9 protein-coding genes are annotated in these 12,599 nt (G+C 35.3%); 8 read left to right on the top strand and 1 reads right to left on the bottom strand.

The window, feature by feature from the left end:
• The 8 genes from atzF (at position 1) to M2326_RS07950 (ending at position 11,814) form a co-directional block, all read left to right on the top strand.
• Complete coding sequence (gene atzF / locus M2326_RS07985; protein ID WP_264619038.1) at positions 1 to 1,743, top strand: allophanate hydrolase; 1,743 nt, start codon at positions 1 to 3, stop codon at positions 1,741 to 1,743.
• A 31-nt stretch (positions 1,744 to 1,774) separates the two neighbouring features.
• Complete coding sequence (gene uca, locus M2326_RS07980) at positions 1,775 to 5,449, top strand: urea carboxylase (protein ID WP_264619037.1); 3,675 nt, start codon at positions 1,775 to 1,777, stop codon at positions 5,447 to 5,449.
• Positions 5,450 to 5,538: 89 nt separating this feature from the next.
• Positions 5,539 to 6,534 (top strand): biotin synthase BioB, encoded by a 996-nt coding sequence (gene bioB / locus M2326_RS07975; RefSeq protein ID WP_264619036.1) that lies wholly within the window; start codon positions 5,539 to 5,541, stop codon positions 6,532 to 6,534.
• A 120-nt stretch (positions 6,535 to 6,654) separates the two neighbouring features.
• Positions 6,655 to 7,479: a Rossmann-fold NAD(P)-binding domain-containing protein gene (locus M2326_RS07970; RefSeq protein WP_264619035.1), complete on the top strand. Its 825-nt coding sequence runs from the start codon at positions 6,655 to 6,657 to the stop codon at positions 7,477 to 7,479.
• A gap of 862 nt (positions 7,480 to 8,341) precedes the next feature.
• On the top strand, positions 8,342 to 9,016 hold the full coding sequence (locus M2326_RS07965; protein ID WP_264619034.1) for an SCO family protein: 675 nt from the start codon (positions 8,342 to 8,344) through the stop codon (positions 9,014 to 9,016).
• A 155-nt stretch (positions 9,017 to 9,171) separates the two neighbouring features.
• On the top strand, positions 9,172 to 9,411 hold the full coding sequence (locus M2326_RS07960; RefSeq protein ID WP_264619033.1) for a FeoA family protein: 240 nt from the start codon (positions 9,172 to 9,174) through the stop codon (positions 9,409 to 9,411).
• Positions 9,412 to 9,582: 171 nt separating this feature from the next.
• Positions 9,583 to 11,682, top strand: coding sequence for a ferrous iron transport protein B (gene feoB, locus M2326_RS07955; protein WP_264619032.1), 2,100 nt, complete (start codon positions 9,583 to 9,585; stop codon positions 11,680 to 11,682).
• Positions 11,683 to 11,688: 6 nt separating this feature from the next.
• Positions 11,689 to 11,814 (top strand): FeoB-associated Cys-rich membrane protein, encoded by a 126-nt coding sequence (locus M2326_RS07950; protein WP_264619031.1) that lies wholly within the window; start codon positions 11,689 to 11,691, stop codon positions 11,812 to 11,814.
• A gap of 77 nt (positions 11,815 to 11,891) precedes the next feature.
• Here the strand turns inward: M2326_RS07950 and M2326_RS07945 are convergent, their stop codons facing one another.
• Positions 11,892 to 12,560, bottom strand: a complete 669-nt coding sequence (locus M2326_RS07945) for a hypothetical protein (RefSeq protein ID WP_264619030.1) — start codon at positions 12,558 to 12,560, stop codon at positions 11,892 to 11,894.
• Positions 12,561 to 12,599 lie beyond the last annotated feature (39 nt).

Below are 12,599 nucleotides of genomic sequence, written 5' to 3'. Positions count from 1 at the left end.
ATGCAGAAAAAAAACAACCTAGAAATTCAAGTATTATTGAATGGCTATATAACAGGAAACCTTTTACCTGAGGATGTGATATCTACTATTTTTGAAAAGATAGAAAACTATCAATCATACAACATTTGGATAACTGTTCTAACAAAAGAATCTGTTTTGAGCCAACTTGAAGAGGCCAAAACTAAACTTAATAACGGGAAGAAACTTCCTTTATATGGAATACCATTTGTAGTAAAAGACAATATTGATGTTGCTAATCTACCAACTACTGCAGCTTGCGAAGCATTTACTTATATGCCTACAAAAAATGCAGTTGTTGTACAGCAATTATTAGATGCAGGAGCAATACTTATTGGCAAAACAAATATGGATCAATTTGCTACTGGATTGGTAGGAACAAGAAGCCCCTACGGTGCAGTAAAAAATGCATACAATCCAGCATATATAAGTGGAGGATCAAGTTCTGGTTCGGCTGTAGCAGTAGCTTTAGGCATGGCTGCTTTTTCTTTAGGAACAGACACTGCAGGTTCTGGACGTATTCCAGCAGGACTAAATAACTTAGTAGGACTAAAACCAAGCTATGGATCAATAAATACAGAAGGACTTGTACCTGCCTGTAAAAGTTTAGATTGTATTTCTATATTCGCTAACACTATTGATGATGCACATTTAGTTTTTGATGAAGTCAACAGCTTACCAACATCAAAGATAGTCCAAAAGGGTTCTCCACTTAAGATAGCAATTCCAAATACGGATTCACGTCACTTCGAAGAAAAAACAGGGTATGAACCGTTATTTACAAACGTTACTGATTGTATTGCTGAGCATTTTAAAGTTACCCCTGTTTCAATGAGCACCTTTACTGAAACTGCAAAATTATTATATCATGGTCCTTGGATTGCTGAAAGAATGGCGGCAATAGAAGATTTTTATATCGAAAATAGCGCATCTATACATCCTGTGGTAAGAGAAATTATCCAAAAAGCAGATAATTATAGTGCGGTAGCTACATTTAAAGCCATATATAAACTCGAAGATTTAAAAGTCGCATCAAATACATTATTTGATAGTATCGATTTTATGATTGTACCTACTGCTCCAGGGATTTATAAAATTGATGAAGTAGAAAATAATCCTATTACACTTAATTCAACACTAGGTCATTACACCAATTTTGTAAATCTTTTAGGTTTATGTGCATTAGCTATTCCAGTAGGCTTTACTCCAGAAGGAATTCCTTTTGGGATTACATTAATTACTAAAAACGGAAAAGACAAAGCACTAGGACAATGGGCAAAGCAAATTCAAAAAGCACTAGAAATACCTCCAACAGCAAACAAAGGCTATATTGATTTAGCTGTAGCTGGTTTGCATAAGCGCAACCAACCGCTAGTTTTTCAGCTTACAGAACTTAATGCACACTACAGCTACACCACTACTACAAGTCCCAATTACAAAATGTATTTAGTGGATCCAAATGGCAAACAAAAACCGGGTTTGATCAGAGTATCCAAGGACTCTAAAGGAGATAAAATCGAAGTGGAAATCTGGAAAATACCAGTCGAAAACTTAGGAAAATTTCTCGTTCAAATACCTCATCCTTTGGGATTAGGAAAAATAGAAATCCTAAGTGGTGAATGGATCCAGAGCTTCATTTGTGAAGAGTATATCACCGCATTTTCCGATGATATTTCAGCCTTTTATTGTTGGGAAAATTTCATCAAATCTCAAAAATTATTATAAAAATATTTTTTCATTATAAAAATACAAAATCATGTTAAATCAAGTAACATTCCCCCAATTTCATACCGTACTTATCGCAAACCGTGGTGAAATCGCAGTGCGAATTGCTCAGACGCTAAAAAAAATGGGCATAAAGAGTGTGGCCGTATATTCTGAGGCAGATAGTTTTAGTAATCATGTAACAGCAGCCGATGAAGCTATTTGCATTGGTGGCAACTCCGCTTCTGAAAGCTATTTGCTTGGTGATAAAATAATTGAAGCCGCCAAACAAAGTGGTGCTCAAGCCATCATTCCGGGTTACGGATTTTTATCTGAAAATCTAGTTTTTGCAGAAAAATGTAAAAACGAAGGAATTGCATTTGTAGGCCCCACTCCCGATCAAATTAGAGATTTTGGATTAAAACATACTTCCAGAGAAATTGCTGCTAAAGCTGGGGTACCTCTTACTCCAGGGACAGGACTGTTAAAAGATTTGGAAGAAGCTGTTGTAGCAGCCCTAACAATAGGGTACCCTATCATGCTAAAAAGCACCGCTGGCGGGGGCGGAATTGGTTTAATACGTTGTAATAATGAAGTGGAATTAATAAAAGCTTTTGAATCTGTAAGAAGATTGGGTGAAAATTTCTTTAGCGATAGTGGGGTTTTTATAGAAAGATTTGTTGACAACGCTCGCCATGTAGAAGTACAAATATTTGGAGATGGAAAAGGTAATGTTTTGGCACTGGGAGAAAGAGATTGTTCGCTACAACGTCGCAACCAAAAAGTGGTCGAAGAAACTCCAGCACCCAATCTTCCAGAGGCGACTAGAACCAAATTATTAGAATCGGCCATCAAACTAGGGAAAAAAGTAAATTACTTATCTGCCGGTACAGTCGAATATATTTATGATCCAGCACATGATGAATTTTACTTTTTGGAAGTAAATACACGTTTGCAGGTAGAACATCCAATTACCGAAATGGTAACAGGAGTAGATTTGGTACAGTGGATGATTCTAGCAGCTTGTAACCAATGGGAAATTCCAACTAAAACCATTGAACCAAAAGGGGCTTCAATCGAGGTACGTGTTTATGCTGAGGATCCTATACGTGATTTTCAACCTTCACCTGGAGTTTTGACCGAAGTGAATTTTCCTGACAATGTTCGTGTGGATACTTGGGTAGAAACTGGAACAGAGGTGTCGCCCTATTATGATCCGATGATTGCCAAACTGATTGTTTTTGGAGAAAATCGTGAAGATGCCATCTTAAAATTAAAACAAGCATTGGAGGCTACTAGTCTAGCCGGAATTGCAACCAATCTCGATTATTTACGTAAAATTATAACATCAGATTTTTTTGAAAAAGCAGAAGTTTCAACAGGGAAGCTAGCTACTTTTAAATATGTTCCGCCGGTGATTGAAGTTTTGCAACCAGGAACGTATTCGACTGTCCAAGATTATCCAGGACGTATTGGATATTGGGATATTGGAGTACCACCGTCTGGACCTATGGATCATTTTGGATTCAGATTAGCCAACAGGATTGTTGGAAACCACCCAACGGCAGCAGGATTAGAATGCACCATTATAGGCCCTAAACTTAAATTTCACACCGATACAATAGTAGCTTTGACGGGAGCAACCTCCAATGCAAAATTAGATGGTGAGTCGGTATCTTTTTATAAACCTATTTCGATTAAAGCAGGACAAACATTAGACATAGGAAAATCAGAAACAGGATGCCGCACCTACCTAGCCGTTCGCAATGGTATTGATGTTCCTGTATACCTAGGTAGTCGTTCTACTTTTGCAATGGGACAATTTGGAGGACATGGTGGAAGACCGTTAAAAGTTGCAGATATTTTACCTATAAGTCAGCCCGAAATTGAAGCATGCACAACTCCCGCACCGATACATGAACCTACTGCGGCAAGCCCAGAAATAATTCCTACCTATGGAAAAGTATGGGAAATAGGCGTGTTGTATGGCCCACATGGAGCACCAGACTTCTTTCAAGAAGAATATATCGATACATTTTTCTCTGCTGACTGGGAAGTACATTACAATTCCAACCGCTTAGGAGTGCGTCTTGTGGGACCAAAACCATTGTGGACTAGAACAAATGGTGGAGAAGCTGGATTACATCCTTCCAATATTCATGATTCAGAGTATGCTATTGGGACGATTAATTTTACAGGTGATATGCCCGTAATTTTAGCGCAAGATGGTCCAAGTCTAGGTGGATTTGTATGTCCAGCAACAATTGTTAAAGCAGAAATTTGGAAAATAGGACAATTAAAACCTGGAGATACTATTCGATTTAAAAGAATAAGTTTTGAAACAGCTTTGGATCTAGAACTAGCTTTGGATGAGACAATCGAAAAGCTTAAACCAATAGCAAAAGTTATAGAAACTCCAATCAAAGTAATAGGGAATACCGTTTCAGAATGTGTATTATTTAGTTCTGAAGCCAATGAAAATAATCCAGAAGTAGCCTATAGACAAGCTGGAGATAAGTATATTTTAATCGAATATGGTCCTAATGTACTAGATTTCAAACTCCGTTTTAGAGTACATGCCTTGATGGAAGCTTTAGCAAAAGATCCTATTGAAGGAATTATAGAACTTTCTCCTGGAGTGCGCTCTTTGCAAATTCATTTTGATGGTAGGCAGATTACGCAAACCCAATTAGTAAAAACATTAGTAACTATAGAGGCAGGATTACCTCCTGTTGAACAAATGGTGGTACCAAGCAGAATCGTGCACATGCCACTAGCCTACGAGGATAAAGCAACATTAGAATCCGTAGATCATTACAGACAATCGGTACGAGATAAAGCACCTTGGCTACCAAGTAATATCGAATTTATTCGAAGAATGAACGGACTAAAGAGTAAAAACGATGTACGAGATGTGGTTTTTGACACAAGTTATATCATCCTAGGATTAGGTGATGTATATCTTGGTGCTCCTTGTGGTGTCCCTGTAGATCCTCGTCATCGATTAATAACTTCTAAATATAATCCAGCTAGAACATTTACTGTCGAAGGAACTGTAGGTATTGGTGGCGTGTATATGTGTATTTATCCTATGCAAGGCTCACCCGGAGGTTATCAAATTGTTGGACGAACTTTGCCAGTTTGGAATAGGTTTTTACAAAATAAATCTTTCAAAGACGAAAAACCATGGTTATTACGTTTTTTCGACCAAATAAGATATTATCCTGTTACAGAGGACGAACTATTAGAAATGCGGAAAGGTTTTCAACAAGGCAAAACAGTTGTTCGTATTGAAGAAACTACTTTTGACCTTGGTGCATATGACAAATGGCTGAAAGAGAATGAAGAAAGTATCAATGCATTTAAAGCAAAACAGAAAATTGCTTTTGACCAAGAAGTAGAATATTGGAAACAAGAAGGATTTAACAAACTGACTGAGGATGACGTAAAACCTGTCAAAACAGAAGAATATACAATTCCAGAAGACCTAGAAGGTGTCTATTCTTTAATAAACGGAAGTGTTTGGAAAATTCTAGTGACATCAGGACAAGAGGTTAAAAAAGAAGACCCTCTTTTCATTTTGGAAGCCATGAAAATGGAATTTACAATTAACTCTGAATTCGATGGTGTCATTTCCGAAATTCGATGTACTCAAGGAAATCAAGTAGATGCTGGCGACCTTTTGATAACCATTTCAGTTGCAGCTCCTGAATACATTATAAGTTAACACCTCCTAAAATAAAAATAAGGAGCTTCCACATAAACGATAAATCTCTTTATTTTAAGCATATTTTTTAATTTAATTCTAAATAAATCATGACCTCACTAAGACATAATTGGACAAATAAAGAAATTAACGCTATTTACCAACAGCCACTATTAGATTTAATATACCAAGCAGCCACGATACATCGAGAAAACAAAAATTATGCTGAAGTACAAATCAGTAGTTTAATTTCGATCAAAACAGGTGGATGCAAAGAAGATTGCTCCTATTGTCCACAAGCCGCAAGATACCATACCAATATAGAAACGCAGTCGTTAATGTCCCTGGACAACGTCCTTGACAAAGCCCAAAAAGCTAAAGCTGCAGGTGCTTCACGCGTGTGTATGGGTGCTGCTTGGCGAGAAGTGAGAGACAATCGCGACTTTGATCGTATAATCGAAATGGTTAAGGCAGTAAATAATTTAGATATAGAAGTATGTGCCACACTGGGAATGCTTACTGAAAATCAAGCACAACGACTTGCAGATGCTGGTCTTTATGCATACAATCACAATCTAGATACCTCTGAAGAAAATTACAAAAACATCATCACAACACGTACATATGATGATCGCTTGCAAACTATTAATCACGCTCGAAAAGCAAATTTGACGGTTTGTAGCGGCGGTATTATAGGACTAGGAGAAACGATAGGTGATCGTATTTCTATGTTGAAAATCTTATCGAATATGGAAATACATCCAGAATCGGTTCCTATAAATGCACTTGTACCTGTAAAAGGTACACCACTAGAGAACCAACCGAAAGTTTCTGTATGGGACATGGTACGTATGATAGCGACTACCAGAATATTAATGCCACAAACAGTAGTAAGATTATCAGCAGGACGAACAGAGATGAGTGTGACCGATCAAGCCTTCTGTTTCATGGCAGGAGCCAATTCTATCTTTGCAGGTGACAAATTACTAACCACTCCAAACCCTTCCTTATCAGAAGATATGGAGATGTTTGCTATTCTAGGCTTAAAACCTAGAGAAGCTTTTAAAATAAATAAAGTAGTACCAAATAACATCAACCAATACTAATAGATTACTACCTTATCAATAAAAAAAAATAGTTTTGATTAAGAAATATCCAAACTTATAGAAACATTACTGATGTGGCTTTAGTTTTCTTACTTTTGCACCACTAAACAAGCATTACAAATGAAACAAATAAGCATTTTAGGTTGCGGATGGTTGGGATTTCCTTTGGCGGAAACCTTAGTAAAACAAGATTTTAAAATTAAAGGTTCTACTACATCAATTGATAAAAAAGCTACTCTAGAAAAAGCAGGAATTAAGCATTATTCCATTGCGCTACAAACTGAATTCGTATCAAATTTAATTCCCGATTTTCTGGAGGGAAGCGATATTCTTATTATCGCAATACCACCCAAATTGAGAGGAAAAAACAAAGATTATTCGGATGCAAACAAAAATTCTTTTATAAAAAAAATTCAAAACCTTTTACCTTTTATCGAAAAATCTACTGTAGAAAAACTCCTCTTTATAAGTTCTACAGCTGTTTATGGCGAAGTAAATGCCACCATAACCGAAGATTCAATTCCTAAACCTGTTACTGAAAGTGGTAAACAGCTCCTTGAAATTGAAGATTTGTTAATGGCAAACAATGCTGTCCAAACGACAATTTTGCGATTTGGTGGACTGATTGGACGTGATCGAAATCCTGCCCGCTTTTTGGCAGGTAAAGAAAATGCTACAAATCCAGATGCACCAATAAACTTGATTGATAGGGAGGATTGTATTGGAATTATAAAAAAAATTATCGAATGTGACATTTGGAATGAACGTTTTAATGCTGTTGCTCCAAATCACCCTACAAGGAAGGAATACTACACAAGGAAGGCTTTGGAGCAACATCTAATACCTCCAACTTTTAATGATAAAATTGCATCTATTGGTAAAACAATAGCATCAGATAAATTGATACAGCAACTTAACTATACTTTTACTCAACTTGATTTATAGCGATTACGAAATATAAAAAATTGGTTTCGTCTAAAATTACTGCTATAAGTTTACCTATTTTGTTTCTAATTATTATGAGGAACCATTTGGATTTCACCCAAAGAAGTAGTGCGTTACATTCTAGTGATTCAAATGTTCCCTATACATCAATTTTTGGTGTATTTGATTTATATTGTTTATTATCTGACTGCAAAAAATTCTAGGCCGAAAAGCAAACAATAGAAAATTGTTATTATTCTGGTACTGGCAAACTTCACTTTTAGCAGCGTATTAAGTACTATTGCTGTTAAATATAGTAGTAGATTGGAACTATTATTTATACAATTTCCCTATTTGGATTGTTATTATTTCTTAGATTCAATTAATAAATACAAAATTTGCAATAACAGGATTAGTTATTATTTTTGGAGAAATCTCCATTATATTTTATGAACATTTGGCTGAATTCTTAATTCCAGATTTCAGACTCGGAATTTCACTTTCGATCATAGCCACCATAACTGGGTCTTTTGGAACTTTATATCCTAAGAAAAAAGCAAGTTCTTACAGCCCATATTTCAGTTTGGGTTTTCAAATGTCTATCTAGAGCCTGATATTATTAATTCCCCATGGTGTCACATGAACGTTTGGGAACCTAGTTACATTACCTCAATTACTTGCTTGGCTATTTATATACTGAATGGTTATGGGGTCTTAGTTGACATTACTACCTTAATCTACTTCTTGTAATACTTATCAACAGAAATAAGTAATGGTGAGTAAATATGCGTTCTATTATTCAATATAAAACACGGTGAATAAATTATAATATGTATAACATCATAATCAGAACTGCTTTTGTATTTTTGTAAAAAAATAAATCATGCCTTCATCATTTCGTAAATACCGTGTTTTTATAGGAATCTTTGTTGTTTTCTCCGCAATAACGTTGTTTTTATTTTATGGCGCATTAAAACCAAAAAAAGTACTACCCATTTACAACCCTGCAGATGTAAACCCAGAATTGGTAGATAGTACAGTTCAATACGTAAGTAAGTACCACACCATTGCTGACTTTTCGTTCATCAATCAAAATGGAGATACAATCACGCAAAAAAACTATGAAGGCAAAATTTATGTTGCCGATTTTTTCTTTACCACATGCACCTCTATTTGTCCTAAAATGTCAACAAATATGACTGAAGTCCAAAAAGCTATTTTAGACAATCCAAAAGTTATGCTGTTATCACATACCGTATTCCCAGAAACAGATAGTGTACCCGTTTTGAAAAAATATGCTATAAAATATGGTGTAAAAGATAACAAATGGAATCTCGTTACTGGAGCAAAAAAAGATATTTATACTATGGCACGCAAATCCTATCTCGCCGTAAAAATGGGTAAACCTAGTGAATTACTAGACATGGTCCATACCGAAAACTTTGTCTTAGTGGATGAAAAAAGACGCATTCGAGGATTTTATGATGGTACAAAACAAGAAGATATTCAAAGACTGATTAAAGACATCAACTTTTTGAGCGGTCAGGAAGAAGAATAGAAACTGTAGTTACATAAATATATTTTTGAACAAGGTATAGCTGCAAATCAGATCGCCATTATTTAGAAGGCTTCAAAAGCTAAAAAATGACAAATATCATTTGTATTCGTTTTATAATATGTATTTTTGCAATCTTAATTCAATCTAAATAAGCCTTGCGTACCACAATCAATTCCCTCAAAAAAGGCGAAACAGCCATTATCAAAGACTTTGATATTGATGTAATTCCATTAAAATTATTAGAAATGGGATGTTTACCAGGCAACATGGTCAAGTTATTGCAAATTGCTCCTTTTGGAGATCCATTGTATTTGGACATAAATGGCTCTCATCTTGCTATTCGTGTGGAAACAGCTGCTGAAATTGAAGTTGAATTGGTCCAAATTAAGCTTTAATATCCAAATAATACAATTTCAAAATAGAAGATGGTCTAACGCAAAAAAGCGGACACAAATTTAAATACTCAAAAAAAACAAATTCCTCGAAATTATGTGCTTTTCTAAAACCTAGAAAAGAATTTATAGCAGGTGTAACGATTGAGTGCTAAAAAATATAATTGGTAAAAAATGATTAACGAAAATATCAATGTTGCCTTAATAGGAAATCCGAACGTGGGAAAAACTTCGGTTTTTAACCAATTGACAGGTTTGAACCAACAAGTCGGGAACTACCCCGGAATTACTGTTGAAAAAAAGATTGGTTTTTGTAAATTACCCAACAACGTTAAGGCTAACATTCTTGATTTACCAGGAACCTATAGCCTTAACGCTAGTTCGATTGACGAAAATGTAGTTATTGAATTACTTTTAAATAAAAATGACAAATTATATCCAGATGTTGCCCTTGTAGTAACAGATGTAGAGAATCTAAAAAGAAATTTACTTCTTTTTACTCAAATCAAAGACCTTGAAATTCCGACAATATTAGTCATCAATATGGCTGATCGTATGGAGCAAAAAGGAATAACGCTTGATATCCCCTACCTAGAAGAGCATTTGAAAACTAAAATTGCTTTAGTTAGTTCTCGAAAAGGGTTTGGTATAGAAGCGTTAAAAAAAATGATTACCACCTATAAAACAATTTCTAGCGAACCCTGTTTAAATGCCTCAGTCATAGATCCTGAGTATTTTGATAGTTTACGAAAAGCTTTCCCTAGCCAATTGCTATACAAATTGTGGCTCGTAATTACACAAGACGTGAACTTTTTGAATTTGGAAAGAAAAGAGATTCAGAGTTCATTCACCAAATCACATACGGACCTAAAACGTTTACAGCAAAAGGAAACCATCAAAAGATACCAATTTATCAATGACGTACTCAAGGTCGCACTCAAAGTCGATATCTCCATTGCAAAAGATTTACGCAGTAAGATTGACCGCGTTTTAACGCACAAAGTATGGGGTTATGCCATCTTTTTTGCGATTTTGTTTATCATATTTCAATCAATTTTTGAATGGTCCAAAATTCCGATGGATTTTATTGACTCCTCATTTGCCTCATTGAGTTCTGCAGCAGCCAAACATTTACCAGAAGGTGTGTTCACCAGCTTACTATCCGAGGGAATTATTCCGGGAATTGGAGGAATCTTGATCTTTATCCCTCAAATTGCCTTTTTATTTTTGTTTATTTCGATACTAGAAGAAAGCGGATATATGAGCCGCGTTGTCTTTTTGATGGACAAAATTATGCGTAAATTTGGATTATCAGGTAAGAGTGTGGTACCCTTAATTTCTGGTACTGCCTGCGCAATACCGGCTATTATGGCAACTCGAAATATTGAAAACTGGAAAGAACGTTTGATCACCATTCTAGTAACACCTTTTACAACTTGTTCGGCTCGATTGCCTGTGTATGCAATCATCATCGCCTTAGTCATTCCAGATGAATATGTATTTGGGTTCTTGAATTTGCAAGGATTAACCTTGATGTTATTGTACTTATTGGGATTTGGAATGGCAATATTCTCTGCTTACGTGCTGAATAAAATCATGAAAATCAAGGGTAAAACCTTTTTTGTGGTCGAAATGCCGAACTACAAATTACCGATGTTCAAGAATGTAGCAATTAATGTGATCGAAAAAACGAAAGCTTTTGTTTTTGGTGCCGGTAAAATTATACTAGCAATTTCGATTATATTGTGGTTTTTGGCCTCATACGGACCTGGAAAGAATTTTAAAAATGCAGATACAATCCTACGTGCTAAAGTAGAAAATAGTCATACTAATGCAACAGAATTAAACAATAAAATATCAGCCTACAAACTGGAAAATTCCTATATCGGAATCATGGGTAAAGCGATAGAACCTGCCATCTCCCCCTTAGGATATGACTGGAAGATTGGTATAGCCATCATAAGCTCGTTTGCTGCAAGAGAAGTATTTGTTGGTACATTGGCAACGATTTACAGCGTAGGTGGATCCGACAATGAAGATACTATCAAAAATAAAATGGGTGCCGAAATTAATCCTATAACAGGTCAGAAGGTATTTAATTTTGCTTCTGGGATCTCACTGCTTTTGTTCTACGCTTTTGCGATGCAATGTGCAAGTACAATTGCAATCACCCGCAAAGAAACCAACTCTTGGAAGTGGCCATTGGGTCAATTGATTTTCATGAGTGGATTTGCTTATGTAGTAGCATTAATTGCCTTTCAACTCTTAAAATAAAAATTCATGCAAGAAATATTAGCGTTTATAGCCTTAGGATTTGCAGTTGCTTTTATCATCAAGAAATTCTTTTGGAAGAAGAAAAAATCTAAAAAAGGATGCGGCACAGACGACGATTGCGGATGCCATTAAAACTATTTTTATAACAAACCAAAAAACCGCAAGAAGACTATTTCTCTTTGCGGTTTTTTTCATTACATATTAAAATCTTATTTCATTAAAAGAGATTGCTTATTTTGCAATTCAATTACTTTTTGACGTTGCTTTTCGATTTCACTAGTTTTACTTTCAATCTTTTTTAAGTTGTCTTGAATAGATTCTTCTTTCTTTGTTACCAGATCCTTAGCTTTTTCGATGTCTTTTGACGCTCTATCATTATCCTTGACTAAATCCTTCTTACTGTCTTCTAATTTTTCTAGTACTTTGTTTTCGCCTTTTATGATTTCACCCATTCCTAATTCGGAGGCTTTCATGGCAATTTTTTTCACAATATCAGTTGCAAAAGCATATTTGTCTGCACTATACGCTTTATCTAAAAAAACACCTCCCAAATTAAAGAAAGCTGTATATCGGTATCCATTATCGATTTTTTCAACCAATTGATGAATATCAATCGTATTAGGACTAATTTCTGTGATTAATGCATTATCAATAAAATTTTCATCGCTTCGCTTGATCTTTCTAATTTTGCCTTTATATGGTTTTGTTATCTCTTTTATAGCGTCCTCTACATTATCATCGGAAACGTTGGGTATAAAAACACTAATTCCAGGTTGAGTCCCTTTTGTCATGTTTTGTATTACTGCAGTTGGTGTTAAATTTTGCGAAAACCCTAAGCTATACGCAAATAGCGCCACCAATACAAATCTGTATTTCATATCAAATAATTTTAAATTGTTATACTAACAAGGTACGAA

The sequence above is a fragment of the Flavobacterium psychraerolatum genome, from assembly GCF_025960985.1.
Classification (GTDB): Bacteria; Bacteroidota; Bacteroidia; order Flavobacteriales; family Flavobacteriaceae; genus Flavobacterium.
The sequence above is the reverse complement of the archived record's forward strand: the minus strand, read 5'-3'. Positions and strand labels throughout refer to the sequence as shown.

Excerpts from the sequence above, each read along its gene's own strand:
- M2326_RS07965 (WP_264619034.1), top strand. The coding sequence starts at position 8,342 with ATGCCTTCATCATTTCGTAAATACCGTGTTTTTATAGGAATCTTTGTT.
- M2326_RS07945 (WP_264619030.1), bottom strand. The coding sequence starts at position 12,560 with ATGAAATACAGATTTGTATTGGTGGCGCTATTTGCGTATAGCTTAGGG.
- M2326_RS07970 (WP_264619035.1), top strand. The coding sequence starts at position 6,655 with ATGAAACAAATAAGCATTTTAGGTTGCGGATGGTTGGGATTTCCTTTG.
- M2326_RS07950 (WP_264619031.1), top strand. The coding sequence starts at position 11,689 with ATGCAAGAAATATTAGCGTTTATAGCCTTAGGATTTGCAGTTGCTTTT.
- atzF (WP_264619038.1), top strand. The coding sequence starts at position 1 with ATGCAGAAAAAAAACAACCTAGAAATTCAAGTATTATTGAATGGCTAT.
- feoB (WP_264619032.1), top strand. The coding sequence starts at position 9,583 with ATGATTAACGAAAATATCAATGTTGCCTTAATAGGAAATCCGAACGTG.
- bioB (WP_264619036.1), top strand. The coding sequence starts at position 5,539 with ATGACCTCACTAAGACATAATTGGACAAATAAAGAAATTAACGCTATT.
- uca (WP_264619037.1), top strand. The coding sequence starts at position 1,775 with ATGTTAAATCAAGTAACATTCCCCCAATTTCATACCGTACTTATCGCA.